Source organism: Streptococcus sp. HMSC061D10, assembly GCF_001808865.1.
Classification (GTDB): domain Bacteria; phylum Bacillota; class Bacilli; order Lactobacillales; family Streptococcaceae; genus Streptococcus.
In genome coordinates this window covers 64,006-89,471 of sequence record NZ_KV795009.1, presented here as the reverse complement: position 1 = coordinate 89,471, position 25,466 = coordinate 64,006, and the positions used below count along the sequence as shown (strand labels likewise).

At 40.5% G+C, this 25,466-nt stretch carries 23 protein-coding genes and 2 pseudogenes; 6 read left to right on the top strand and 19 right to left on the bottom strand.

The features are described from left to right. Window positions 1-73: 73 nt before the first annotated feature. A complete protein-coding gene (locus tag HMPREF2728_RS04075; RefSeq protein ID WP_075227123.1) occupies window positions 74-814 on the bottom strand; it encodes a MerR family transcriptional regulator in 741 nt (246 codons plus the stop codon). A 231-nt stretch (window positions 815-1,045) separates the two neighbouring features. On the opposite strand from HMPREF2728_RS04075, the gene HMPREF2728_RS04070 reads away from it, so the two are divergent. After that, on the top strand, window positions 1,046-2,386 hold the full coding sequence (locus tag HMPREF2728_RS04070; protein WP_075227122.1) for a sodium-dependent transporter: 1,341 nt from the start codon (window positions 1,046-1,048) through the stop codon (window positions 2,384-2,386). 42 nt (window positions 2,387-2,428) lie between these two features. On the opposite strand, the gene manA is transcribed toward HMPREF2728_RS04070, so the two are convergent. From manA to HMPREF2728_RS04060, 3 genes and pseudogenes are all read right to left on the bottom strand, one after another. Beyond that, complete coding sequence (gene manA / locus HMPREF2728_RS04065) at window positions 2,429-3,373, bottom strand: mannose-6-phosphate isomerase, class I (protein ID WP_075227121.1); 945 nt, start codon at window positions 3,371-3,373, stop codon at window positions 2,429-2,431. Between the two features lie 120 nt (window positions 3,374-3,493). Continuing rightward, a pseudogene (locus HMPREF2728_RS10325) lies at window positions 3,494-3,649 on the bottom strand (family 1 glycosylhydrolase); the annotation flags it as partial. A gap of 234 nt (window positions 3,650-3,883) precedes the next feature. Continuing rightward, window positions 3,884-4,144, bottom strand: coding sequence for a SemiSWEET family transporter (locus HMPREF2728_RS04060; protein ID WP_025170330.1), 261 nt, complete (start codon window positions 4,142-4,144; stop codon window positions 3,884-3,886). Between the two features lie 322 nt (window positions 4,145-4,466). Between HMPREF2728_RS04060 and HMPREF2728_RS04055 the strand changes: the two genes are divergently transcribed. Further along, window positions 4,467-4,811: a LapA family protein gene (locus HMPREF2728_RS04055; protein ID WP_049503129.1), complete on the top strand. Its 345-nt coding sequence runs from the start codon at window positions 4,467-4,469 to the stop codon at window positions 4,809-4,811. 177 nt (window positions 4,812-4,988) lie between these two features. Here HMPREF2728_RS04055 and HMPREF2728_RS04050 read toward each other — a convergent pair whose 3' ends face one another. From HMPREF2728_RS04050 to HMPREF2728_RS04030, 5 genes are all read right to left on the bottom strand, one after another. Further along, window positions 4,989-5,336: a VOC family protein gene (locus HMPREF2728_RS04050; RefSeq protein ID WP_004252348.1), complete on the bottom strand. Its 348-nt coding sequence runs from the start codon at window positions 5,334-5,336 to the stop codon at window positions 4,989-4,991. 110 nt (window positions 5,337-5,446) lie between these two features. Beyond that, on the bottom strand, window positions 5,447-7,222 hold the full coding sequence (gene spxB / locus HMPREF2728_RS04045; protein ID WP_006148113.1) for a pyruvate oxidase: 1,776 nt from the start codon (window positions 7,220-7,222) through the stop codon (window positions 5,447-5,449). A 328-nt stretch (window positions 7,223-7,550) separates the two neighbouring features. Next, complete coding sequence (locus HMPREF2728_RS04040) at window positions 7,551-9,773, bottom strand: heavy metal translocating P-type ATPase (RefSeq protein ID WP_075227120.1); 2,223 nt, start codon at window positions 9,771-9,773, stop codon at window positions 7,551-7,553. A gap of 9 nt (window positions 9,774-9,782) precedes the next feature. Beyond that, window positions 9,783-10,154, bottom strand: coding sequence for a cupredoxin domain-containing protein (locus HMPREF2728_RS04035; protein ID WP_000933322.1), 372 nt, complete (start codon window positions 10,152-10,154; stop codon window positions 9,783-9,785). A 10-nt stretch (window positions 10,155-10,164) separates the two neighbouring features. Then, window positions 10,165-10,560: a CopY/TcrY family copper transport repressor gene (locus HMPREF2728_RS04030; RefSeq protein ID WP_045763230.1), complete on the bottom strand. Its 396-nt coding sequence runs from the start codon at window positions 10,558-10,560 to the stop codon at window positions 10,165-10,167. 206 nt (window positions 10,561-10,766) lie between these two features. Here HMPREF2728_RS04030 and HMPREF2728_RS04025 point away from each other — a divergent pair, with 206 nt between their 5' ends. The 4 genes from HMPREF2728_RS04025 to HMPREF2728_RS04010 are packed head-to-tail and all read left to right on the top strand — an operon-like array spanning window position 10,767 to window position 13,728. Then, entirely contained in the window at window positions 10,767-11,447 is a 681-nt protein-coding gene (locus HMPREF2728_RS04025; protein ID WP_060956039.1) for an amino acid ABC transporter permease, read from the top strand. Then, the gene (locus HMPREF2728_RS04020) at window positions 11,407-12,084 is read left to right on the top strand and encodes an amino acid ABC transporter permease (RefSeq protein WP_045763229.1); all 678 of its coding nucleotides are present in this window, start codon (window positions 11,407-11,409) and stop codon (window positions 12,082-12,084) included. Before HMPREF2728_RS04025 ends, HMPREF2728_RS04020 begins: the two co-directional genes overlap by 41 nt. Continuing rightward, entirely contained in the window at window positions 12,085-12,843 is a 759-nt protein-coding gene (locus tag HMPREF2728_RS04015) for an amino acid ABC transporter ATP-binding protein (RefSeq protein ID WP_060956040.1), read from the top strand. 18 nt (window positions 12,844-12,861) lie between these two features. Then, entirely contained in the window at window positions 12,862-13,728 is an 867-nt protein-coding gene (locus tag HMPREF2728_RS04010) for a cysteine ABC transporter substrate-binding protein (protein ID WP_075227119.1), read from the top strand. Window positions 13,729-13,790: 62 nt separating this feature from the next. Here HMPREF2728_RS04010 and pyrE read toward each other — a convergent pair whose 3' ends face one another. The 10 genes and pseudogenes from pyrE to HMPREF2728_RS11050 form a co-directional block, all read right to left on the bottom strand. Further along, window positions 13,791-14,423: an orotate phosphoribosyltransferase gene (gene pyrE / locus HMPREF2728_RS04005; protein WP_049503207.1), complete on the bottom strand. Its 633-nt coding sequence runs from the start codon at window positions 14,421-14,423 to the stop codon at window positions 13,791-13,793. A 39-nt stretch (window positions 14,424-14,462) separates the two neighbouring features. Continuing rightward, a complete protein-coding gene (pyrF, locus tag HMPREF2728_RS04000) occupies window positions 14,463-15,158 on the bottom strand; it encodes an orotidine-5'-phosphate decarboxylase (protein ID WP_075227118.1) in 696 nt (231 codons plus the stop codon). A 256-nt stretch (window positions 15,159-15,414) separates the two neighbouring features. After that, a complete protein-coding gene (locus HMPREF2728_RS03995; RefSeq protein ID WP_075227117.1) occupies window positions 15,415-16,686 on the bottom strand; it encodes a cell division protein FtsQ/DivIB in 1,272 nt (423 codons plus the stop codon). A gap of 9 nt (window positions 16,687-16,695) precedes the next feature. After that, complete coding sequence (locus HMPREF2728_RS03990; RefSeq protein WP_075227116.1) at window positions 16,696-17,754, bottom strand: UDP-N-acetylglucosamine--N-acetylmuramyl-(pentapeptide) pyrophosphoryl-undecaprenol N-acetylglucosamine transferase; 1,059 nt, start codon at window positions 17,752-17,754, stop codon at window positions 16,696-16,698. Between the two features lies 1 nt (window position 17,755). Next, window positions 17,756-19,108, bottom strand: coding sequence for a UDP-N-acetylmuramoyl-L-alanine--D-glutamate ligase (gene murD, locus HMPREF2728_RS03985; RefSeq protein WP_075227115.1), 1,353 nt, complete (start codon window positions 19,106-19,108; stop codon window positions 17,756-17,758). A gap of 95 nt (window positions 19,109-19,203) precedes the next feature. After that, window positions 19,204-21,909 (bottom strand): FtsX-like permease family protein, encoded by a 2,706-nt coding sequence (locus HMPREF2728_RS03980; protein ID WP_075227114.1) that lies wholly within the window; start codon window positions 21,907-21,909, stop codon window positions 19,204-19,206. A 1-nt stretch (window position 21,910) separates the two neighbouring features. Beyond that, a complete protein-coding gene (locus tag HMPREF2728_RS03975) occupies window positions 21,911-22,612 on the bottom strand; it encodes an ABC transporter ATP-binding protein (protein ID WP_075227113.1) in 702 nt (233 codons plus the stop codon). Window positions 22,613-22,818: 206 nt separating this feature from the next. Beyond that, window positions 22,819-24,003 carry a hypothetical protein gene (locus tag HMPREF2728_RS03970; protein ID WP_075227112.1) on the bottom strand — a complete coding sequence of 395 codons (1,185 nt, stop codon included), beginning with the start codon at window positions 24,001-24,003 and terminating at the stop codon, window positions 22,819-22,821. 3 nt (window positions 24,004-24,006) lie between these two features. After that, window positions 24,007-24,594 (bottom strand): ABC transporter ATP-binding protein, encoded by a 588-nt coding sequence (locus HMPREF2728_RS03965; RefSeq protein ID WP_075227111.1) that lies wholly within the window; start codon window positions 24,592-24,594, stop codon window positions 24,007-24,009. 32 nt (window positions 24,595-24,626) lie between these two features. Beyond that, window positions 24,627-24,837, bottom strand: a pseudogene (locus tag HMPREF2728_RS11050) (hypothetical protein). Window positions 24,838-25,466: the final 629 nt, after the last annotated feature.

Genomic DNA, 25,466 nt, shown 5'->3' with positions numbered 1-25,466 from the left:
TGGTTTGAAGAGATTTTCGAAGAGTATAAATTTCTGTTACTGGCTTTGTCAGCCTTAGCTTAGTCTTTGAGTTTTATCGAGTTTGTGTGCTTACATAGTGGGCAATAACATCTGATGTGTACTGAGCTGTTCCAGATCCAAATTTGTCAATATTTTCCTTAAACTCTGGATTATAGACATAGCCTTTTCCGATATGACCGAAGACTTCCATAGAACAGTCAAATCCATAAGTACGGATGGCTTGCAAGAGTTTGGCTGCTTCCTCTTGGTTTTCAGATGCTGTTATCGGCAGACCAGATTTTAGATTTTGAGCCAAGGTTTGAAAGATTTGATTAAAGGCTGTTGTAGCTTCATCCTCTCGTCCTTTTTGACGCTCGAGAGCCTGGTCCATGACTTCCTGGCCATATTTTTCTACCGCCTCTTGGTGGTATTTTTGATTGTCTTGATAGCTAAATCCAGTGAATTTTTCTTGAATGGTCATTTTTATTTCTCCTTTTTGTTCTTGAATGGTTTTTTGTAAGGTTGAAATTAAGGTATCCAGATGTTGTCTTTCTCGAGTCAGGTAATCCAGCTGTCTCGTCAAATGTGGTAACAAGTTCATCTTTTCTTCCTTCAATAGCTCTGCTATTTTTTCTAAAGAAAAACCTAGATACTTGTAATAGAGGATAATCTGTAGTCGTTCTAAATCCTCTTGACTGTAGGTTCGATAGCCATTCTCTGACTTTAACGGAACCAAGAGTCCTATCTTATCATAATGGTAAAGGGTCTTGATAGAGACGCCTGAAAGCTGCGCAGCTTCTTTGATATGGTACATGATTTCCTCCTCACATAAATAGTATATACCCTCCCCTTTGAGGAGAGTCAAGTATTTTATCATATTTTTTATAAAAACATGAAAATCGCTTTCTTGACAGACTTGAAAAATCATGATAGGATAATCAAGTCTATCAATCAAATAAAAAGCTCATAAAGAGCCATTGAGAGAAGGCTATTTGACAACTCAAGTAGCCTTTTCTTATTTTAAAAAATAGATCGGAGTTTAACAATGTCTGAAAAATCGCAATGGGGATCTAAGCTAGGCTTTATCCTTGCATCTGCTGGTTCTGCTATTGGTCTTGGGGCCGTTTGGAAATTCCCTTATATGACCGCTGCTAATGGTGGAGGAGGATTTTTACTGGTCTTTCTCATCTCGACACTATTGATTGGTTTCCCACTTTTGCTTGCTGAATTCGCACTTGGTCGGAGCGCTGGCGTGTCAGCAATCAAAACCTTTGGAAAATTGGGCAATAACAAGAACTACAATTTTATCGGTTGGATCGGTGCCTTTGCCCTTTTCATCCTCTTATCCTTTTACAGTGTTATTGGGGGATGGGTTTTAGTGTATCTAGGTATCGCTATTGCTAAAGCCTTCCAAGTTGGGATTAGCAGTGATTATGCCCAGCTCTTCACAGACATTATTTCAAATCCATGGATTGCCCTTGGTTCCCAAGCCCTCTTTATCTTCCTCAACATCTTTATCGTATCTAAGGGAGTTCAAAAAGGAATTGAAAGAGCATCGAAAGTTATGATGCCCCTGCTCTTTATCATCTTTGTCATTATCATCGGGCGCTCTCTCAGCTTGCCTAATGCCATGGAAGGTGTGGTTTACTTCCTCAAACCTGACTTTTCAAAACTGACAAGTGCTGGACTCCTCTATGCTCTGGGACAATCTTTCTTTGCTTTATCCCTCGGGGTTACAGCCATGTTGACCTATGCTTCTTACTTAGATAAGAAAACCAATCTGGTCCAATCAGGTATGTCCATCGTTGCCATGAACATCTCTGTATCGATCATGGCAGGATTAGCCATTTTCCCAGCTATGTCAGCCTTTAACATCCAGTCTGAAGGTGGTCCAAGTCTTCTCTTTATCGTCTTGCCACAACTCTTTGACAAGATGCCTTTTGGAAGTATTTTCTATATTCTCTTTCTCTTGCTCTTCCTCTTTGCGACGGTCACTTCTTCTGTCGTGATGCTGGAAATCAATGTAGGCAACATCACCAACCAAGACAATCGCAAACGTGCTAAGTGGAGTATGATTTTAGGGGTTTTGACTTTTGTATTTGGTATCCCTTCAGCCCTATCCTACGGTGTCATGGCAGACGTTCAAATCTTTGGGAAGACCTTCTTTGATGCTATGGATTTTTTGGTTTCTAATCTCCTCATGCCCTTTGGTGCCCTCTGCTTGTCTCTCTTTACAGGCTATGTCTTCAAAAAAGCATTGGCTATGGAGGAACTCCATCTTGATGAAACACCGTGGAAACAAGGACTTTTCCAAGTCTGGCTCTTCCTTCTTCGTTTTATCATCCCAATCATAATCATCGTGGTCTTTATCGCCCAGTTTATGTAACTATAAAAAAGGACTTGAGTAATGAACTCAGGTCCTTTCTTTTTACGGATGGCTAACAATCAATTCCAAATCTTGTCCTTCAAGTGTCCAAGTTTCAACATCGCTTGGTAAGATAAAGTGGCTACCTTTTTGAATTGGATAATCTTTACTGTCCACAGTTAGTTTCCCTTGACCAGCTAAGACACTCAACAAGCTATAGTCAGCTGTCTTTTCGAAGTCAACTTTTCCAGTGATTTCCCACTTGTAGACTGCGAAGAATTCATTGGATACAAGGAGAGTTGAACGCAAATCGTCTGCTTTGACAGTTACAGGACGGCTGTTAGCAGGCTCACCAATATTTAGAACATCGATGGATTTTTCAAGGTGAAGCTCGCGCAAGTTACCATTATCATCCTTGCGGTCAAAGTCATAAACACGGTAGGTTGTATCACTAGACTGTTGCGTTTCAAGAATCAAGATTCCCGCACCGATAGCATGCATGGTTCCACTTGGTACATAGAAGAAATCTCCAGCCTTAACAGGTACTTTTGTAAGCAAGGCATCCCAGTTCTTATCTTCGATTTGCTGACGGAGTTCTTCTTTTGACTTAGCATTGTGACCGTAAATAATCTCTGAACCTTCATCTGCTGCGATGATATACCAGCACTCTGTTTTTCCAAGTTCGCCTTCATGCTCTAGTCCATAGGCATCGTCTGGATGGACTTGGACGCTGAGCCAGTCGTTGGCATCGAGGATTTTGGTCAAAAGTGGAAATACAGGCTCTGGACGATTGCCAAACAATTCACGGTGCTCTGCATACAAAGTAGCTAGGTCTGTTCCTTCAAAGCGACCATTGGCAACTTTAGAGACTCCATTTGGATGGGCTGAGATGGCCCAGTATTCTCCGATTTTTTCACTTGGAATGTCGTAGCTAAACTCATCACGTAGCTTGGTTCCACCCCAGATTTTTTCTTGCATAACTGATTGTAAAAATAACGGTTCTGACATGTCAATCTCCTGTCTGATTTTTCTCCCCTCATTATAGCAAAAAAAGAGTTCGAATTGAACTCTTTTTCACATCTTATAAATTAGGGAGAAGATTTTATAAAAATAGTGAACAAATGTGCTCTACTCAATGCTTGCACCATTGCTGGCAATGACATCCTTGTACCAGTAGAAGGATTTCTTCTTGCTACGTTTGAGAGTCCCATTTCCTGCGTTATCTCGATCCACATAGATAAAGCCATAGCGCTTGTTCATTTCGCCTGTTCCAGCCGAAACCATCCGGAAAAGTCAGTTTTTCGGTCATAAGTCTACTCAACTTTCTTATTTGCTTGTTCATTTACTTATATTATAGCTCATTCTGAAACCTTTTCTTATAAAATACTGTGACATACTGATACTATTCTACTATTTAAGTTGATCAGATTGTTTTTTAAAAAATTATCCTCTCGAAAAAGCAAATAGCCTCCCCGGAAACAAAAAAAGAAGACTGAAAACTAGTCTCCTCTGTTCCTTTTAAATCAAAGCTGTGATAGCGGTTACTAGGCCAAAAATAATACCTGGTGCATTCGCTGCTGCAAGGGGGATATCTCTTTCTTTTTTGAAAAGACCGTAGTAGACCCATAGACTACAGTTGATCGCTGCAACCAAGGGCTCAATGAAATTTCCTTTTTGACCAGCCAGATTGTCCATGATTTGTGGGAAGTAAGACATATACATCATAACAGACATAAAGGTCGCTACCCAACCTAACATTTTCATTTGTTTTTCAGTTATTTTCAAAACCTATTTCATTTTTACTGAATCTTATTTTATAATCTTCTTTCAAAACAATCAAGACTTTGAAGCTTTTGTTATAAAGATGTAAACTATCACAATCTTGTGAGAAGAAAGAGGGAACAGAAAAAAGACTGGATTGCTCCGATCTGTTTAGTCAATCAAATATTAGAAAATGAATACTCCTTTTCAATGAATCGATTGATGGTAAATAAGCTGTTAGAAATTATTGACAGTATCGAAATTTTCTAGTAAAATGAATTTTGTTAATACCTAAATGGTGTGTAATTTTCTATCAACATAGTCAGGAGAAAAGGAACTTATGCTAAAAAAATTTAATGAATTGTCACTGAAAGATAAGGCTTATCTAATTGGCGGTTTGATCTTATTAGTCATTGTGATCTCCTTTGGTCTGCTCAATCGTCAAACAGTAACTGTCAGTCTTGTCTTTACACAACTATCTGCTCCCTTGATTTTGGTGATTTTTACTTGTCTAGTAATCGGGATCATTGTTGGTAGTGCTATTGGTTTTAGCTATCACCATGGCAAGACTCAAGAGCTGAAAAGCCGCATTGCTGAAGCAGAAACGACTATCCATAAAAAAGACAAGGAGCTTCTCCAGTACAAGGAACAGGTGCAACAATTAAAACAGGAAGCCAAACAATAAGTGTAGAAATCATAACCACCCGTCAGCGGGTGGTTTTTTGTCTCGCACCTAATGGAACGAGACGGACTGAAAATCGCATAACAGAAAAAAAACCGGATTGCTCCGATCTTTCAATAGTTCATATTCTCACATTCTGTTTTAAGAATAGTTAAGGTTATCTTCAAATGACTAGGCATCCTATTTCATACGATAAAAATCAATGACTAGACCAGCAGGGCCTTTAACTAACAGGGATTCTGTTCCCCAATCCGTTTCACAAGGACCGTGTAAAATCTCGATACCAATCTCTTTTAACCGCTTCTGGTTCTGGTCGACATCCTCAACCTCAATGTGTAGAATGATTCCTGACTGAAAATTTTCCAAAGGAATCAAATGATTTTGGGATAACATGAGACAGTGACTGCCAATCGTGAACTGAGCAAAACTGTTATCCACATAGTCCGCCTTTTTATCCAAGATACTCTCTAATTCAGCACAGACTTGGGGAACATCTGACACGATAATATCTAATTGATTTAAATTCATTTACTGTCCTCCACAAAAAGACCGGATTGCTCCGATCTTTTCAAGTTTCTCTCTATGAAAATCAAAGAATAAAATCTACAAAATTTACATTTGATTTTCGACGAGAGGAATTATTTAATTGCGCGTGATTGCAATCCTTCTTCTTCCAAGAAGAGGCGGAATGGTACGAGTTCTTCTGCTTCGTATTTTTCCTTGAAGGCTTTAATAGCTTCTTCTGAGTGTTGTTTTGGATCCAACTCAAGTACTTCTACTGGAAGTGGACGATGTGGAGTGATGTGAGCATCGATAACAACAGTTTTACCTTCTTTGTTCAATTTAACAGCTTCAGCAACAACTGCATCGATGTCTTCGATACGGTCTACTGTAAATCCAACAGCACCTTGAGCTTCAGCGATTTTCGCATAATCAGCGTTAGGGAAGTCACAACCAAACAAGTGTTTGTTTGTGTCTTCGTATTTGTCCTTGATGAAGGCATATTTACCATTTGAGAAGACAACGTTGATAACTGGAAGGTCGTATTGAACGTTTGTGATAACGTCTGGGTAGCACATGTTGAATGCACCGTCACCCATGATGTTCCATACTTGGCGATCTGGATTGTCTTTCTTAGCAGCGATACCACCAGGAAGGGCAATACCCATTGTCGCAAAGAGTGGAGATGTACGCCACATGTTCTTAGGTGTCATGTGAAGGTGACGAGTAGATGTTTGAGTAGTGTCACCTACGTCGATTGAGTAGATAGCGTCTTGATCAGCATGTTTGTTGATTGCATTGTAAACTTGATACAATTGCAATTCACCCTCAGTTTTACCTTCGAGTTTGTTCATGTAATCACGCCAGTTTTGGTTGTTCTTCACGTTTGCACGCCACCATGGAGTAGACTCAACTGGGTTTACTTTATCAAGGATAGCTTTAGCTGCTTGACCTGCATCACCAAGGATTGAAGCGTCAAGGGCGTGACGTTTACCAAGTTTGTAAGGGTCGATATCGACTTGGATGAATTTTTCAGTGTTCTTGAATGCTTCGTAAACTTCAGCAAATGGGAAGTTTGAACCAAGGAAAAGAACTGTGTCTGCTTCAAAGACCACTTCGTTGGCTGGTTTCCAACCAACACGGTAAGCAGAACCTGTCAAACCTTCATAGTTCCATTCGAACGCTTCGAAGTTTTTACCAGTTGTGATGATTGGTGCTTTGATTTTACGTGACAATTCAGTGATTACTTCACCAGCTTTAACACCACCGTAACCAGCGTAGATAACTGGACGTTCAGCGTTGTTCAAAATTTCAACAGCTTTGTCGATTTCAACTTCGTTCAAAGCAGGAGCGATGAATGAACGCTCGTATGAACCTGAACCGTAGTATGAGTTTTCGTCGATTTCTTGGAAACCAAAGTTTACTGGAATTTCAACGACAGCTGGACCTTTTTTAGAAACGGCAGCACGGCAAGCTTCGTCAATAACTTTTGGCAATTGCTCTGCGTAAGCTACACGTTTGTTGTAAACAGCGATACCGTTGTACATTGGGTTTTGGTTCAATTCTTGGAAGGCATCCATGTTCAATTCGTTAACTGGACGTGATCCAAGGATAGCAAGGAATGGAGTGTTATCCATAGCTGCATCGTAAACACCGTTGATCAAGTGAGTCGCACCAGGTCCACCTGAACCAACTGCAACACCGATAGATCCGCCAAATTTAGCTTGCATAACCGCTGCAAGAGCACCTGTTTCTTCGTGGCGAACTTGCAAGAAACGGATATCTTTGTCTTCAGCCAAAGCGTCCATTAGTGAGCTGAGTGTTCCTGATGGGATACCGTAGATTGTGTCTACGCCCCATGTTTTCAATACGTTAAGCATTGCTGCAGATGCAGTAATTTTCCCTTGAGTCATAATGATAACTCTCCTTAAAAATTAATTTGATGAATAATAAAAGCGCTTTTATATGTTTTTTGAAAACGATTCAGTAAATTTACACTCCTAATTTATCACATTTACTTTTAGTTTCATAAGAATGTGCTCAGAAAACTTCATTCTCTATTACAGTACAGATTGAAAACGTTTTGAAAATCTGTTTTAGAATAGAAAAAAGCGGTTAAGACCGCCTTTTTATACTCTGAAAATCAAAGAGCAAACTAGGAAGCTAGCCGCAGGTTGCTCAAAGCACGGCTTTGAGGTTGCAGATAAAGCTGACGTGGTTTGAAGAGATTTTCGAAGAGTATTAATCGACTTTAGTAAAATTAAGCATAAGAGAGCTGATTAAAACAGATACTGAACTAAAGGCCATGGCTAAGCCTGCAAGTTCTGGATTGAGCACCAAACCAAGCCCTGAAAAGACTCCTGCTGCAATCGGAATACCAATGAGGTTATAGATAGAAGCCCAGAAAAGATTGAGTAGGATACGATTAAAGGTCTTCTTACTCATATCAAAAGCACGTGCCAATCCTAGTAAATTGTTGGTTGTAAGGACAAGATCTGCTGATTCGATAGCAATATCTGTTCCAGAACCCATAGCAATTCCGACATCGGCCACACTAAGAGCTGGTGCATCATTGATGCCATCTCCAACAAAGGCCAATTTGCCATTCTTTTGAAGCTTGTGAATTTCATGTGCCTTTTCCTCTGGCAAGACATTTGCGATCACTTCTTCGATTCCAATTTGCTCTGCAATCGCATGCGCTACTCCAGCATTATCTCCGGTAAGCATGACCGTTCTAAGACCACGTTTTTTCAATTTAGCAATAGCTTCTTTGGCATTTTCCTTAGGGACATCCTGCAAGGCAATTAAGCCTTTTAGTTCACCATCTACTGATAAGAAGACAACTGTTTTTGCTTCTTTCTCAAGCAAATCAAATCGTTCTTGATAATCATGGGGAATAGCAAGATCATCTAAGAGTTTGGCATTCCCCAGCAAGACTTGTTTACCATTAATAATCCCAGTCACACCTTTTCCATGCAAGGCTTGGAAGTTTTCCACTGGGTAAAGGCTAATTCCTAGTTCAGATGCACGATTAACAATAGCTTGAGCTAGCGGGTGTTGAGATACATCTTCCAGTGAAGCAGCCAAACTTAGCACTTCTTTTTCATCACCAATAACATCTGTCACTACTGGCTTCCCTTCGGTCAAGGTTCCTGTCTTATCAAAAACAACCGTTTGGACTTTTTGGATTTCCTGTAAAACTGTACCATTTTTGAGAAGAATCCCCATCTTGGCACTTCGTCCTGTTCCAACCATGAGTGCTGTCGGTGTCGCAAGTCCAAGAGCACAAGGGCAGGCAATTATCAAAACAGCAACACCATAGAGAAGTGAAGTCACAAAGCTTTCCCCTAGGAAAACAAACCAGATCCAAAAAGTAAGAAGTCCTAAAATGACAACTGCTGGTACAAAAATCCCAGAAATCCTGTCTGTCAAATCTTGAATAGGAGCACGACTCGTTTGCGCTTTTTTCACAAAGTCCACAATCTGAGCCAACATAGTCTCAGAACCCACTTTTTCAGCTCTAAAGATGATCGTACCACTATTATTGATAGTTGAACCAATGACAGCATCTCCAACTGATTTATCGACTGGAATACTTTCCCCAGTTACCATTGACTCATCAATACTCGTTTCACCTTCTAAGACAATACCATCAACGGCAATTTTTTCACCTGGTCGAACGCGAATGAGGTCCCCAACTTTGACTTGTTCTAGAGGTATTTGAACATAAACATCATCACGCAAAACCTCTGCTGTTTTTGCTTGTAGGTCTAATAATTTTTCGACTGCCTGCGAAGTATTTTTTCGCATTTTTTCCTCAAAAACTGCTCCCAAAAGAATGAAGAAGAGGATAAATGCAGCACTTTCAAAGTAAACGGGCAGACCAGTGAAGAGGGCAACTAAGCTATAGAAATAGGCCACTAGGGTTCCCAGAGCAACCAAGGTATCCATGTTGGAATTGTGCTTTTTAAAACTAGCCCAGGCGCTTCTGATATATGGAACTCCAGCTACCAGCATAATGGGTGTTGTGGCTAAAAAGGTGCCCCAACGCATGACTTGGTGACTAATTCCTCCTGTAGACATCCCAATCATGAGAATCACAAGAGGCACAGTAAAGATACTAGTAATCCAAAAACGTTGTAAAAGACTGAGAGATTTTTTAGTTTTTTCAACAACGGTGTAGGTTCCCTTTTGCATCTTCATCCCGCATGAAAATTCATGCTCCCCCAAGTCTTGAGGCGTAAAGCGAATGACTTTTTCCTCGTCTTGAGCGATTGGTTCTAGAATCCCTTCTTCTTCGAAGAGAATCTCCTTATAGCAGTTTGAAGGTGTCACACGATGAAAGGTAATCTCAGCAGGAATCCCTTTTTGTAGTTGAATATGGGCTGGATGGTAGCCTTTGTCTGCCGTGATACGGATTTTTTGAACACCATTTTCAAGGCTTGCTTTTACAATTTCAGTCATATCATTCTCCTATTCTACAATCATCTTACCGTGCATCATATTCATGCCACAAGAGAAACCATACTCACCTGCTTCTTCAGGTGTGATTTCAACCACATATTGGTCTCCCATAGGCAGATCTGCATGCACTCCAAAGTCTGGGAAAACGATTTGGTCCAAGCAAGGTGAAGGATCTTTTCGATCAAAAATAATGCGAGCAGGTTGCGATTTTTTGAGGATAATGGTTTCTGGAGTATATCCTCCCATGACCTCCACTCGAATCTCCTGATAGCCATTTTTTTGCTGGGCTCTCTTAGCATCTTCTTGCGGTTTTTTGAAAAACCAAAAGAGGATAAAAGCAATCATTCCTAAAACAACAATAGATACAAATAGATTTAACATAGCGTCTCCTTTACATACAATTACATCTTACTTCTGTTACAGCACTTGCTTTTTTCTTTGAAATCACTTCTTCCAAACCTTCCAAGTCAGCTAGGGTAAAGTCACATTCTTCAATCAAATCAGCTAGCAAGAGCTTTATTCTGCGGGAACAAAGCTTGTCTTTGATATCCTGAACCATTAAGCCCCTACTATCATCTAGCGTTAAAAGGGCCGAATAGACAAAGGACTTGCCCTGTTTTTCCCGAGTCAAACATTCTTTCTCCACCAAACGGGCCAAGAGTGTCTGGATCGTGGACTTAGACCAGCTGAATCTTTTTTCTAATACTTTTATCAGATCCGTACTAGTCTGCTCGCCCTGCATCCAGATAATCTTCATGACCTGCCATTCTGCATCTGAAATCTGCATGGTTATCTCCTCTAAAATCTACATTTGTCAATCACAATTATTACTATACACCTATAATCTACATTTGTCAATCATAAAATAACATTTTTAAAATTTATCGCCTCTATAAATATTTTTTATCACCACAATAAAAAATACATATTATCCAAAGCTCTCTTTTAATGCTACAATAACTGTATCATTTTCCTAGATGGGAGGTTCTACTTTTGGATTGGTCCATTGTTGAACAATATCTACCACTCTATCAAAAGGCATTCTTTCTGACTTTGCATATTGCAGTTTGGGGGATTTTAGGTTCTTTTTTGCTGGGGCTAATCGTCAGCGTCATCCGGCATTACCGAGTTCCTGTTTTCTCACAACTGGCAACAGCCTATATAGAATTATCACGAAATACACCCCTTTTGATACAACTTTTCTTTCTCTACTTCGGTCTACCTCGAATAGGGATTGTTCTTTCTTCAGAAGTCTGTGCAACAGTCGGGCTCATCTTCTTAGGTGGTTCCTACATGGCAGAATCCTTCCGAAGCGGGCTAGAAGCCGTCAGTCAAACCCAGCATGAAATTGGTTTAGCTATTGGCCTCACACCTTTTCAGGTCTTTCGCTACGTGGTTCTTCCACAAGCGACTGCTGTGGCTCTACCATCTTTTAGTGCCAATGTTATTTTCCTGATTAAGGAAACTTCTGTCTTCTCAGCAGTTGCCCTTGCTGACCTTATGTACGTTGCTAAGGATTTGATTGGACTCTATTATGAGACAGATATTGCGTTAGCTATGTTGGTGGTTGCTTACCTTATCATGCTTCTACCTATTTCACTAGTCTTTAGTTGGATAGAAAGGAGGCTCCGTCATGCAGGATTCGGGAATGCAAGTACTCTTTCAGGGAAATAATCTTCTGAGAATCCTACAAGGATTGGGAGTCACGATTGGGATTTCTATCCTGTCTGTCCTCTTATCCATGATTTTCGGAACGGTTATGGGAATTATCATGACTTCTCATTCTAGAGTGATTCGTTTCTTGACTCGTTTTTATCTAGAATTTATCCGTATCATGCCCCAGCTGGTGCTCCTTTTCATCGTTTACTTTGGTTTAGCTCGAAACTTTAATATCAATATTTCTGGTGAGACTTCTGCTATTATCGTTTTCACCCTCTGGGGAACAGCTGAGATGGGTGACTTAGTTCGTGGAGCTATCACTTCCCTGCCTAAACATCAATTTGAGAGTGGACAAGCACTTGGCTTAACTAAATTTCAACTCTACTACTACATCATCATCCCTCAGGTCTTAAGAAGATTGCTCCCACAAGCCATCAACCTTGTCACTCGGATGATTAAAACGACTTCCTTGGTTGTTTTGATTGGGGTTGTTGAAGTTACCAAAGTTGGACAACAAATTATAGATAGCAATCGTTTGACTATCCCAACCGCTTCCTTTTGGATTTATGGAACCATCCTAGTCTTGTATTTCGCGGTTTGCTTCCCTATTTCCAAACTATCTACTCACTTAGAAAAACATTGGAGGAACTAAATGTCTGAAACTATTTTAGAAATCAAGGAACTAAAAAAATCCTTCGGAGACAATCCTATCCTCCAAGGACTTTCCCTAGATGTTAAAAAGGGGGAAGTGGTCGTCATCCTAGGGCCGTCTGGTTGTGGGAAAAGTACCCTACTTCGTTGCCTCAATGGTTTAGAAAGTATTCAAGGAGGAGATATCCTGCTGGATGGCCAGTCCATCGTTGAAAATAAAAAAGATTTTCACTTGGTTCGCCAAAAAATCGGCATGGTCTTTCAAAGTTATGAACTCTTTCCTCACTTAGATGTCCTTCAAAACCTTATCTTAGGCCCTATCAAGGCTCAAGGAAGAGACAAAAAAGAAGTCACTGAAGAAGCTCTGCAACTACTAGAGCGTGTTGGACTTCTAGATAAACAACATAGCTTCGCTCGTCAATTATCTGGTGGACAAAAGCAACGGGTAGCCATCGTTCGTGCCCTTCTCATGCATCCAGAAATCATTCTTTTTGACGAGGTGACGGCTTCACTGGATCCAGAAATGGTGCGTGAGGTTCTGGAACTTATCAATGACTTGGCTCAAGAAGGGCGTACCATGATTCTGGTAACCCATGAAATGCAGTTTGCCCAAGCCATTGCGGACCGCATTATCTTCCTTGACCAAGGGAAAATTGCTGAAGAAGGAACTGCTCAGGAATTCTTCACAAATCCACAAACCAAACGAGCACAAGAATTTTTAAACGTCTTTGACTTTAGCCAGTTTGGCTCATACTTATAATAACTAAAGGAGATTATTATGAAACTACTAAAACCAATTCTAACTGTTTTTGCTCTAGCATTTGCGCTTATCTTTGTCACAGCTTGTAGTTCAGGCGGAAGCTCTGATGCTTCATCTACTAAGGCAACTGCCAAAGCTCGTACTATTGATGAAATTAAGAAAAGTGGCGAACTTCGAATCGCGGTATTTGGAGATAAAAAACCATTTGGTTATGTTGACAACGATGGTTCTTACCAAGGTTACGATATCGAATTAGGAAACCAATTAGCTAAAGACCTTGGTGTCAAACCGAAATATGTATCAGTTGATGCTGCCAACCGTGCTGAATACTTGATTTCAAACAAGGTTGATATCACACTTGCCAACTTCACAGTTACTGACGAACGTAAAAAACAAGTTGACTTTGCCCTTCCTTACATGAAAGTTTCTCTCGGTGTTGTGTCACCAAAAGATAAAGTTATCAAAGACGTTAAAGAACTTGAAGGCAAAACCTTGATCGTTACAAAAGGAACTACTGCTGAAACTTACTTTGAGAAAAATCACCCAGAAGTGAAACTTCAAAAATATGACCAATATAGCGATGCCTACCAAGCCCTTCTTGACGGACGTGGAGATGCCTTCTCTACTGATAATACTGAAGTTCTAGCTTGGGCACTTGAAAACAAAGGATATGAGGTAGGAATTTCTTCTCTAGGCGATCCAGATACTATTGCGCCAGCAGTCCAAAAAGGAAACCAAGAACTACTCGACTACATCAACCAAGAAATCGAAAAATTAGGTAAAGAAAACTTCTTCCACAAGGCCTATGAAAAAACACTTCACCCAACTTACGGTGACGCTGCTAAAGCAGATGACCTAGTTGTTGAAGGTGGAAAAGTAGACTAATACTCAATGAAATCACAAAAAGAAATCAGGTAATCCTAGTGATTACCTGATTTTTATATACCTTAAGCTTTTTGCCAATTTTCTTGGTCTTCTTTAAAACGTTTTAGGAGGTCGAGTCCTTCTGGTGTGATATAGCCTTCTTCTTGAGCTAGATGAATCAGTTCGCTGTAGTTTGAAAGGGTTACTAGTTTGACACCAGCATCCGCAAAGTTCTTATCTGCTTTTGGCAATTGATAGCTGAAGATAGCCACAACTCCAAGAACATCAGCTCCTTCACGTTTGGCTGCTGCAACGGCTTCGAGAACTGAACCACCAGTTGAAATCAAATCTTCGACAACGACCATCTTTTGTCCTTGGGCTACACGGCCTTCGATTTGATTTCCAGCACCATGGTCTTTTGGTTTGCTACGGATATAGGCAAATGGCAAGTTCATCTTGTCAGCGATGATGGCACCATGAGGAATGCCTGCAGTCGCTGTTCCTGCAATCACTTCTACTTCTGGGAATTCTGCCTTAATAGCTTCCACAAAACCATTTTCAATCAAGCTACGAGTATCTGGATAAGCAAGCGTCACACGGTTGTCCGTATAAATCGGTGACTTGATACCTGATGCCCAAGTAAAAGGTTCTTCTGGTTTGAGGTAAACGGCTTGAATTTTCAATAGATGGCTAGCAATATCTTTAGCAAGTGTCATGGTCTACTCCTTTTGTTTTTATAATCTATTTCTTTAATTTCAGTCTTGGTTCCACTCATCCTTGATAGCATGATAAGCTGCGACTGGATCAGTTGCTTGCGTAATCGGACGGCCAACTACGATGTAGTCACTGCCAATCTGGTAAGCTTCTCCTGGGGTTACTACCCGTTTCTGATCCCCTGCTTCTGTCCCTCTTGGGCGAATCCCTGGTGTCAGACAGATAAAGTCTTCATGAGTTGCTTGTTTGATAAGCTTGGCTTCTTGAGCCGAGCAAACGACTCCATCTAGACCAGCTTCAGCTGTTTTCTGGGCATAGTGGATAACCGACTCTTGGAGGCTGGTTTGGATATTTTGACACTCTTGCATTTGTTCCTCCGAGGTTGAGGTTAATTGGGTCACAGCTATGAGAATCCCCTTGTCTCCCAATCCTTCACGCGCTGCTTGCATCATCTCAACCCCACCTGCTGCCTGCACATTGGTCATGTCAACTCCCAGGTTCGATAAAATTTTCATGGTTGATTTGACTGTATTGGGAATATCATGCAGTTTGAGATCCAAAAAGACACTATATCCTAATGACTTCAAATAGCGGACAACTTCAGGCCCTACAGCATAGTAGATTTCCATTCCTACTTTGACATAGAGCTTTTCCTCTGCTGGAAATAGGGCTAAGAACTCCTTGGCTTCTTCAAAACTTGGAAAATCCAGAGCTATGACTGGGCGACTTTCACGCATGCGTTTCTCCTCTTATCTTTCTTATCAGCCCAGCTTCCGTCAAAAAGACTACAAAAAAGGAACCTGCCAACAGCAAGGTTCCACGAAAAATGGGTAGAATCCACCCTTTCACCGTCTAACCTTAGCTGCCTCTCTGGACTGCTTTAAAGGTTTTTTACTATTCTATTATTTAAAGCGGGACTTGTCAAGTAAAAACTAGTTTCCGAAGAACTTTAAAGCCAAGACTCACAATCAAGCCGATAGAATGTTCTCAAGTTTATCGACTTTGTGATTGTTGAGTTGTTTGGTTTTGATTACCCTGTTCCTCTTGTTTTTTCTTTTCTTCCTCCTGCTTTTTCTTCTCCTCTTCTTTGGCCTTGATTCTTGCTTCTTCTAAAGCCTTATCCGTCAAGCTATAACTATAGATCCCAACTTCCATATCAATACCGCTTGGAACTGTTAATTGAGGTTTAATCTTGCTATAGTAAGGCAATTTTTTACCTAGTTCTGATAAAGGAACCAAAACCTCATCCGTATCATACATGGTAATTTTGAGCAGATCACTGGTTACACTGCTTGGAGCCAATTCAATCGTTTTGATAGCTTGCTTAATCTCTGGGCTGACTTCAGCCAGTTGTTCAATCAAGGTTTTGACTTGCTGCTCATCGTTAAAGAGTACAGACATATAGGTTTCAGGAAGACTGACTAGACTAACTGGACTGGTTTCCACCGTCCCACTAGAAAGAATCGGATAATGATCCTCTCCAGAAACATAATAGGCTACAATCCCGTATTCCTTGACCTGGATGGTAAAATTGGTCGGAAATTGATAGTGAATGCTCGCAGATTCAATCCAGTGATTGGACTTAATCATCTCAGCATGCTTGTCTTTATTGAGGAGCAGATCAAAGGTATAGTCACTATCACGAATCCCTGAAGCCTCTTTGATTTGGTCTGCATTGGTCTCTACCGTACCAGTAACCTGTATGTTTTTCAAAGTTGAGTATGGCGTCAAAAGATAGATCGAAAAGAACAAGACAAGCAAACTTGGGATTAGAATCGTAACAGCACGCCAGATATGAACACTTGGAATAGAAGGCTTAGCAATCTTTTTCTTAGACTTAGATCTCTTTTCTTCTACTTTTGTTTCTTCAGATTTTTCGTCCTCTTCTGCTACTTGTTCTGGTTCAGTAGTTTCCTCCTCATTCTCAGGAGAGGACTGGTCTTCTGCACTCTCCTTCTGCTCTTCAGGATTAGAATCTGAATCCTCTTCTGCCTCAGTATCTTCAGATAAGTCTGACTCTTGTTCTTCCTTGATCTCTTCTTCAGCTTTTTTAAGCAGATATTCACGGTTCTGCTTCTGCCACTCTGATAAGGTGGCTTCTTCTAGAGCTTTTGAAACTTCTTTTTTATTGGCATCTGCTTGGGCCTTTTCTTTGGCTAGTTGGGCCTCTTCTTCAGCCTTTTTTTGAAGATATTCTTGATTTCGTTTTTGCCACTCTGACAATTCCTTGCCTTGAGTTGGCTCTTGTTTCTTATCCTTTGACATCGATTTTCCTTATGATAGATCTTTTTTTAGTAGCGCATAAAAATCCGCCACAGATTTTAATTCATGAGAATTCTTCATCGTGTTCTGGTAGTCTTCTTTGTGGGTCAAAAGCTTGCTTACTTTTTCTTCTAAAGTAGACAAGGTCAAGTCACTCTCTTGCAACTCCTCAGCATAGCCTTTTTTCACAAAGTAAGCCGCATTTTCAATCTGGTCTCCACGGCTAGCTTCACGCCCGAGTGGCACAATGACATGCAATTTAGCCATAGCAAGGAGTTCAAAGATGGTATTGGCACCACCACGAGTAATGACCACATCAGCCAGATTCATGAGCGGTTGATAGAGGTCAGTCACATAGTCAACACGATAGAGGTGTTGGCTTAGTTCATTTAAACTAGCATCACCTGTCAGGTTGATGATATTGTAGCGACTAGTCAACTCTTCCTTGTGGTCTGTAACTAATTGGTTAAAGACACGCGCACCAGCAGAACCTCCAACAAAGAGAAGAGTTGGTAGTTTGCTATCAAAATAAGTTCGGATGTCCACCATTTCTTCAGGTTCTTCCATGATTGGGCCAGAAACCTTGGTCACAGCTCCTACATGCTCTACCTTAGTGAGACTAGATGCTTGCTCAAAAGTAGAGTACATCTTGGTCGCAAACTTATAAGCGATTTTATTGGCTAAGCCCATAGAGAGGTCAGACTCGTGGATAAAGACTGGTACTCTACATACTCGCGCTGCAATAACAGGAGGAACGGACACAAATCCCCCCTTAGAAAAGAGGGCCTGCGGACGAACACGTAACATGATAAAGAGCGATTGAAGGATTCCAAACGCAACTTTAAAGACGTCAACCATATTTTGCCATGAGAAATAGCGGCGCAATTTCCCAGTTGCAATAGAATGGAAGGTGACATCTAAACCTGACTTGAGGATTTCATGATGCTCAATTCCGTTCTTATCACCAATATAGTGGACTTCCCAGCCATCTTCGATGAACTTAGGCATTAACAAAAGGTTGAGGGTAACGTGTCCAACCGTTCCCCCACCTGTAAATACTATTTTTTTCATATTATCCCTTTAACTCCGCTACAGTGTCGATGAAAAGATCTCCACGTACTTCAAAGTTAGCATACATATCCCAGCTAGCATTAGCAGGACTGAGGAGAACCACATCTCCTTCTTCCGCAAGTTCATAAGCCTTGCGAGTTGCATCCGCAATATCTGTTGCATCCACATAAGCCACACCAGCCTTATCCGCTGCACGCTTGACACGTTCTGCAGACTGACCGAGAATGACCATTTTCTTAAGACCAGTGATGTCTGGAACTAATTCGTCAAACTCATTACCACGGTCCAAACCACCAGCAATCAAGACAACCTTGCTATTGTCAAATCCAGACAAGGCTTTTTGAGTTGCCAAGATATTGGTTGACTTACTATCGTTGTAGAATTTCACCCCATTGATTTGGTCTACAAATTGGAGACGGTGTTTAACGCCACCAAAGGCTGACAAGGTTTCCTTAATCGTTTCATTGTCAACACCACGCAGTTTAGCAACAGCAATGGTTGCAAGAGCATTTTCCACATTGTGGTTACCTGGAACACCGATTTCATCAGCCGCCATGACCTTTTCGCCACGGAAGTATAGATAACCATCTTCAAGATAAGCACCGTCAACCTTTTCAAGTGTTGAGAATGGTACTACAGTTGCATTTGTTTTTGTAGCAAGTTCTTTGGCTAATTCCTGATTGAAGTTCAAAACTAGGTAATCAGCAGCTGTCATATTGCTTTGAATATTCCACTTGGCTTCAACGTAGGCTTCAAAAGAACCATGATAGTCGATATGGGTTGGCATCAGGTTGGTGATAACAGCAATTTCAGGATGGAATTCCTGGATTCCCATTAATTGGAAAGAGGATAGCTCCATGACAAGAGTATCCTTATCTGTCGCAGTTTGAGCCACTTGACTAGCAGGATATCCGATATTCCCTGATAAAAGTCCATTTTGCCCCGCAGCAGTCAGAACTTCTCCAATCATTGTGGTGGTCGTTGTCTTACCATTAGAACCTGTAATTCCAACAATTGGTGCTTCTGAGATCAGGTAGGCTAATTCAACCTCTGTCAATACTGGAATGCCTTTTTCTAGAGCTTTTTCAATCATAGGATTGCTATAAGGGATTCCTGGATTCTTCACCATGAGGGCAAAATCTTCATCCAATAATTCCAAAGGATGTCCACCAGTGACAACCTTGATACCCTCTTCCAAGAGACTTTGCGCAGCTGGATTTTCCTCAAAAGGCTTGCCATCATTCACTGTCACAATGGCACCTAGCTTGTCCAAAAGACGAGCTGCAGATTCACCAGATTTTGCCAATCCTAGGACTAATACTTTCTTATTTTCAAATTGATCAATTCGTTTCATATCTAGAACTCCATTTCTACTCTTACTATTTTACCATTTTTATGAAAATAAAAAAGCCACAAAGGGCTTTCTTATTTGTTTTTGTCTTCTACTAATTATTCTACAGACTTGAGGGCTTCTAGCATATCCACCTTTCGGAGATAATGATTGACAAAAACTCCTAGGATGGTCAAAATGACACTGACAGCTAGAACTGGAATGAGATAAACTTCCCAGCCGACCTTTGGTTGAAAACGGAAGGTACCGGGTGCGATCATCTGAATGAGAAATTGATGGAGATAAAAGCCTGATACCAATCCTACAATCATTCCAATTAGTGACAATAGGATGGTTTCCCGATAGATGTAAAGGGTCACTTCTTTGTTATGAAAACCAAGAACTTTGATAGTTGAGAGTTCCCGAATCCGTTCAGCAACATTGATATTGGTCAAATTATAGAGAATCACGATGGCTAATAGCACCGATACCAGCACCAAAATCGCCATGGTGTGATTCAGAGAATTGGCAAAACTTTCAAAGAGCTGAATGGTGGAGGCGTTTTGAACGAGACCACTGACAGCAGCTAGATCCATAAATTCTCCTGCGACGGTTTCAGTATTTCTTTCACTTTTATCCTTGAGTTGGACCAGATAGGTGTTCATCTTAGGAGCTTGACCATAAATTTTCTCATAGGTCGCCTGATTCATATAAACAAAATGGCCCACGTAGTGTTCGGTAATGGCTCCAACCTTAAAGGTTTTCCCATCTATTGTAAAGTTGTCACCAAGTGAAACTCCTGCCAACTGGGCTAATTTTTCAGTCAGAACAAGTCCGTTAGATAAGCTCAGTTTTTCCCCATTTTTTTCTAAATGGACAAAGGGACCCAGGTCATCTTGATCCGTTACCATCATGGTCACGGTTTGAACACCTGCCTTGCCAGCATACTTTTCCTCAACCTGTTTGGAAGAAATTAAACGATAGTTTTCAACTTCATCACTCTGCAATTTTTCTTCTAGCTTTGCCTTATCAGAATCAGAAGCTCGAGAATTGACAGAGAGAACCATCTGGTATTGTTGCAGATCCTTAAACTGCCTGTCTGCCACTCCAACCACAGAGGATTGAATCCCAAGTCCTGCAAAGAGGAGGGCTACTGAACCAGCAACTCCAAAAATGGTCATCAGCATACGCTGCTTATAACGGAAAATGTTGCGGGCTGTCACCTTCTGAGTAAAACTCAAACGTGACCAGATAAATGTTATCCGCTCCAAGAGAATTTTAGAACCTTTGACTGGTGGCTTGGGTAGTAATAATTGTGCTGCTTCTTCATGCAATTCTCTACGAGATACAAGGTAGGCAGGTAGGACACTAGCTACTAAGCTTAGTCCCAAAGCCAAGCAACTATAAGTCCAATAGAAATACTGCTGACTCTCACCAACGATCATTCGCTTAGTGATGATATGCGAAATAGTAGGTGCTAGGATGTAGTGACCAATCAGAATTCCTAGTAGAGTGCCAAGAGTACTAGCAACTAGACCGTAAATCACAAACTTAGCAATGATATCCTTGCTATGGTAGCCTAAAGCCTTAAAGATACCAGCATTGGTCCTTTCCTCGTCTACAAATCGTGTCATGGTGGTAAAGGTAACCATGGCTGCTACAGCATAGAGAACAACTGGAAAAATATTCCCTACGGCACGAATACTCATAGCCGAGTTACTATACATGAGGTAACCTTGACCAGTAGGAGAACTCTTGCGATTGTAGACATGATAGGTTGGTTCTGTCAGAGCATTGACCTCATCCTGACTGGTCTGCCACTTAGCCTTTTCGCTCGCCAGATTCGTTTCAGCTTGGCTTAGCTTTTCCTTTTCTTGCTTTAGTTGTTCTTTTGCTTCTCCTAACTGACTAGATGCTTGACTTTTTTGTGGTTCTGGTAGTTGGCTCACTTGATTTTCTTGAGCTTGTAGACGCGTTTCGATTTCCTGCAGGCGTTTCTTGCCAGCTGTCAAGTTGGTCTCTGCCTCGTCTAATTGTTTCTTGCCCTCATCAAGGGACTCTTGAGCGTCCTTTTTCATTTTTTCTAGCCGCGCTTGACCATTATCAGCAACTAAGTTCTTTAGAGTTGCCTCTTCTTCCTCTAGCTTCTTTTCGTAAACACTAGAGAAAGGATTGACATCTGTTAAACTAGCAAAACGTAGGCGGGCAATCGTGTAAACAGAGCTCTTAAAATTTGCTTCAGTTACGACACCATAGGCTGCTAGATTCCCATTACCACTGGCTGAACTCCCCATATCCGTTTTTGAGAAAATATCTGGAGAGTGGACGAAGCCTGTAATGGTATAACTATCCCGCTTCAACTGAGAATTGCTGCCATTCTTTTGGCTCAACTGAATGACTTGACCAATCTGATAACGATCTTTCCAAAAATCAGCTAGAGCCAATTCATCTTCTTTTTCAGGCAAACGCCCTTCCGTTACTTGAAATTTTGAAATCTTATCAGTATTTGAAAAGATTCGTATGGCATCTTCACTATTTGCCAGAGTCAAATCTGTCATATAACCAAACTCGACATCTGCTCCTGATAGAGTTTGCAATTCTTCTTGGTCTGCCTGATCTAGACCATAATCTCCTATGACGGTCACATCTGCCGTATTAGTATCTTTCAGATAAGCCCAAGCTGTTCGCTCCATATTGGGACTGGCTACTTTGAGACCAACCACGGCCAAAGAACCCAACATCATCAAAGTTAGGATGGATAAAAACCGTCCCTTTGAACCTGTGAAAGACTGGAGCAGGTCTTTCCAATATGTCTTTCTTTTCATCTCAGTACTCCAAATCATCAATATCCTGTGGTTGAGGATTTAGGACAACACTCTTGACACTGGCATCATGCATCTGAATCACCCTATCAGCTATAGGAGCTAGAGAAGCATTATGGGTCACGATGATAACGGTGGCCCCTTTTTTACGTGACATATCTTGCAGAATCTTCAGAACCTGCTTACCAGTCTGGTAGTCCAAAGCTCCCGTTGGTTCATCACAAAGGAGAATTTTAGGATTTTTAGCCACAGCTCGAGCAATGGAGACCCGTTGTTGCTCACCACCTGACAACTGGGCTGGAAAATTATTAAGACGGTGACCTAAGCCTACATCCTTGAGAACCTGCTCAGGATCCAAGGCATCGGCAACAATTTCTGAAGCCAGCTCGACATTTTCTTTAGCAGTCAAGTTAGAAACCAAATTGTAAAACTGAAAGACAAAGCCAACGTCATCTCTGCGATAGTTGGTTCTCTGATGGGAGGTATAGTCAGAAATGTTAGTCCCATCAATCCAGACTTGCCCTTCATCGTTTGTATCCATACCACCAAGAATATTTAAAACTGTTGACTTCCCTGCTCCAGATGAACCAAGGATAATGACCAGTTCTCCCTTTTCAATCTCGAAGTTGACATCACGATTGGCTACGATTTCTGTTTCTCCAGTATGATACCTCTTATAGCTATTTTTCATTTCAATATAAGCCATCCTATCTCCTCCTCTTCTCCTACTATTTTCACCTTTATTATAACTCTTTTGATAGCAAAAAAGCTATCTAATGATGACTTTTTTTGGCTCATATTTTGAGAGTCTCCTGAGATTCGTTTCCCCTCATTTTTCATAGCTAACAATGATTCGGATGTTCTTTCATATTCTTGATTGCATGAAGTAGTTATCAAGTGGAAATAGAAAAACTAACACCTATTTAACATACTCTTTTTTCGTGAATTTCCCAAACTTTCGATAAATAGAATTCCCAATAGCAAAAGAATTATCGTGCAAGGCAGTAAGACCATCCCCATGCTCCAATTCAGATTGATATTATCAATTTGTTTAGGTAATCTTCCAGACAAAATCTCCACTGAACGCAGGTAAGTAAAGGGAATCAGATGGGCAATACTCTGAAGAGGCTGGATCGTTTGGATACCAAACAACAAGCCAACAATCCCAATGAGTGAAATAAAGAGGACAGGCATTTTTTGCTTGAAAAAGTAAGCGATCAAGTAGACGACCTCCACAATAACGATAAAAGCTAAGAAAGCTAAGAGCAAGCTAGGAAATAACACATCTTGTATCTTCCCAATAGTTACTTCTTGATTGGTTAAGTTATAAATCGGGTAGGGGTAATCTAACTGTCCAAAACCGCTTATCAGACTTCCCACTAGAAAAGAAAATTCACAGATTCCGATACACAGCACGGTCACATAGCTCACCCCAACTCCAAGAGAGGACATGGCAAATGCCACTTTTGAAAAAGGATATAACTGAGCTGTGTCCAGATGATTTTGATATCTTTCTGCAAAAAGTTGTGTTAGCATAAAAATAATACCAATCACAAACAAGGTTGGGATAATAGCCTCTAAAATCCAGACAATCTGATCAATCCCGTGGGTCGGATAATCTAAATTATGAGCTTTTATGTTTAAGGGATACAGGGCTTGATAAATCTTTCGTTCGCGGTCAACCGCCATTTTTAAGTCAGAGCTAGAAGTCGGTTCGTTCGATACAATTTCATAACTCTTTTCCTCAGCTTGCCACTGCAAATAGTAAGCCTTTTCCCAGCGTCCTTCTTTTAACAAAGTCAGAATTTCTGTCTTTTGCGTCAAAAGATTTTTTTGCACGTCTAAATTTTCTTTAGCAAACTGGTATTCCTCCGAGCTAGTGTCAGACATTTGGGAGAGTTTTTCTTCATTTTCATTGATCGCTCTCTCGTTAGTTGCAATACGAGTTTCCAACCGACTCTCCAAGCTGACTGAGTTTGCAGTCCGACTATTGAAATAAAAGGTAACACCGAGTACAGAGACAAATAAAGCTAAGATAATCCAGTTTAAGCGACTTTTGAAAACTTTTTTCAATAAAAATTGACTAACATCTTTCATAAACTAAACCTCTTCTATCTGACCCTGATGAATGGTTACGATGCTATCGCAAATCTCCACTAACTCCTCTTTGTAGTGGGAACTTAAAAGAACTAGCTGCTCTTGTCTATCGAATTCTGTCAGCCTATCAAAAAATTTCTGTCGATAATATTCATCTAAGCCATTTGTTATCTCATCCATGAGCCAACATTTCGCCTGACTGAGAAAATACATGGCAATCACCAAGCGTTGCTTCATACCTAAGGAATACTTGCGAATGGGAAGGCTGACATAGTCAGACATTTCCCAGTAGGCGATTTCATCCCTCAAGTTCAGGTCTGACTTCCAAATATTTTTTATAAGGCAAAGATAGTCCATTCCACTTAAGTTTCCATCCAGCCATTCAACGCTTTCATAATAAAATAAAGAAGGAGAGACTGTGATATTTCCACTACTAATGGGAATTAAGTTGCTAATGGCGCGGAATAGTGTCGTCTTTCCAGAGCCATTGATAGCAAGAACTCCATAAATCCTGCCTTTTTTAAAGGTGAAATCTACATCTTGTAAAATGATTTGTCGCGTTTTTAAGGTAACATGAGTAAGCCTTAACATATCAAACCCTCCTTTTTCTCACTCTTTAACGATTAAAAGTCTCCGCTGTAGCAGTTTATGACCTCATAACGATAGAAATTCCAACCAGAACCAACTTTATATTTCATAACGAGACCACGACGAGATGTTAATATAGCTATATCTGTGGTAATTCAAACTAGACTTATAGTAGGTATTCCAATCATACCGATAACTTTTAGTGACTGTCACAACAGATACACTGGATTGAAAAGACCAATTCATAACAAACTAGCTAATAACACGACTTTGACTGACTTTTCATATTTTTCATTGCATTTATATCATTAGCATTGAAAACACTTTCATTATATCGTTTTTCTCATTTTTATGCAACAGTTCCCCATTGGTTTTAATAATATATAACACTTAGAAGTTATATGAAAGTTCTAAATTGAAGTTAGCTAGTCATACTTTCTAAAACTAAGATTGTTTGACTAACTTAGAGGAAATATGGGACGTAATTTCATTTGACAAAATGGCTTAGGCTAAGACTATCCTTGTTTTATCTGACTAAACATCTTTAAGGGAACATGTTATCAAATGAAAGGTAATTTAGGAATAAGAAACTAGCTCTGTCTTATACTCAATGAAAATCAAAGAGCAAGCTAGCCGCAGGTTGCTCAAAGCACTGCTTTGAGGTTGTAGATAAGACTGACGAAGTCAGTCACATATATAATCCAAAGCGAAGCTGACGCGGTTTGAAGAGATTTTCGAAGAGCATTATACTTTCTTGTTGTTCACTACAGTTGACAAAGAGCCAAAAAAGCGAACAAGACCAGTCTCTGTAGGTCAGAAAACTAGTTTTGTCCGCTTTTTATGATTGAGGCTGGGACAAAAGTCCTAGCCTCTCA

Coding starts and splice junctions, on each gene's coding strand:
- HMPREF2728_RS03970 (WP_075227112.1), bottom strand. CDS start 24,003: ATGAAAGATGTTAGTCAATTTTTATTGAAAAAAGTTTTCAAAAGTCGC.
- HMPREF2728_RS03995 (WP_075227117.1), bottom strand. CDS start 16,686: ATGTCAAAGGATAAGAAACAAGAGCCAACTCAAGGCAAGGAATTGTCA.
- HMPREF2728_RS04075 (WP_075227123.1), bottom strand. CDS start 814: ATGTACCATATCAAAGAAGCTGCGCAGCTTTCAGGCGTCTCTATCAAG.
- HMPREF2728_RS04035 (WP_000933322.1), bottom strand. CDS start 10,154: ATGTTAAATCTATTTGTATCTATTGTTGTTTTAGGAATGATTGCTTTT.
- HMPREF2728_RS03990 (WP_075227116.1), bottom strand. CDS start 17,754: ATGAAAAAAATAGTATTTACAGGTGGGGGAACGGTTGGACACGTTACC.
- HMPREF2728_RS04040 (WP_075227120.1), bottom strand. CDS start 9,773: ATGACTGAAATTGTAAAAGCAAGCCTTGAAAATGGTGTTCAAAAAATC.
- HMPREF2728_RS04010 (WP_075227119.1), top strand. CDS start 12,862: ATGAAACTACTAAAACCAATTCTAACTGTTTTTGCTCTAGCATTTGCG.
- HMPREF2728_RS04050 (WP_004252348.1), bottom strand. CDS start 5,336: ATGAATTTAAATCAATTAGATATTATCGTGTCAGATGTTCCCCAAGTC.
- HMPREF2728_RS04055 (WP_049503129.1), top strand. CDS start 4,467: ATGCTAAAAAAATTTAATGAATTGTCACTGAAAGATAAGGCTTATCTA.
- murD (WP_075227115.1), bottom strand. CDS start 19,108: ATGAAACGAATTGATCAATTTGAAAATAAGAAAGTATTAGTCCTAGGA.
- manA (WP_075227121.1), bottom strand. CDS start 3,373: ATGTCAGAACCGTTATTTTTACAATCAGTTATGCAAGAAAAAATCTGG.
- HMPREF2728_RS04070 (WP_075227122.1), top strand. CDS start 1,046: ATGTCTGAAAAATCGCAATGGGGATCTAAGCTAGGCTTTATCCTTGCA.
- HMPREF2728_RS03975 (WP_075227113.1), bottom strand. CDS start 22,612: ATGGCTTATATTGAAATGAAAAATAGCTATAAGAGGTATCATACTGGA.
- pyrE (WP_049503207.1), bottom strand. CDS start 14,423: ATGACACTTGCTAAAGATATTGCTAGCCATCTATTGAAAATTCAAGCC.
- pyrF (WP_075227118.1), bottom strand. CDS start 15,158: ATGCGTGAAAGTCGCCCAGTCATAGCTCTGGATTTTCCAAGTTTTGAA.
- HMPREF2728_RS04020 (WP_045763229.1), top strand. CDS start 11,407: ATGCAGGATTCGGGAATGCAAGTACTCTTTCAGGGAAATAATCTTCTG.
- HMPREF2728_RS04030 (WP_045763230.1), bottom strand. CDS start 10,560: ATGCAGATTTCAGATGCAGAATGGCAGGTCATGAAGATTATCTGGATG.
- HMPREF2728_RS03965 (WP_075227111.1), bottom strand. CDS start 24,594: ATGTTAAGGCTTACTCATGTTACCTTAAAAACGCGACAAATCATTTTA.
- HMPREF2728_RS04015 (WP_060956040.1), top strand. CDS start 12,085: ATGTCTGAAACTATTTTAGAAATCAAGGAACTAAAAAAATCCTTCGGA.
- HMPREF2728_RS03980 (WP_075227114.1), bottom strand. CDS start 21,909: ATGAAAAGAAAGACATATTGGAAAGACCTGCTCCAGTCTTTCACAGGT.
- spxB (WP_006148113.1), bottom strand. CDS start 7,222: ATGACTCAAGGGAAAATTACTGCATCTGCAGCAATGCTTAACGTATTG.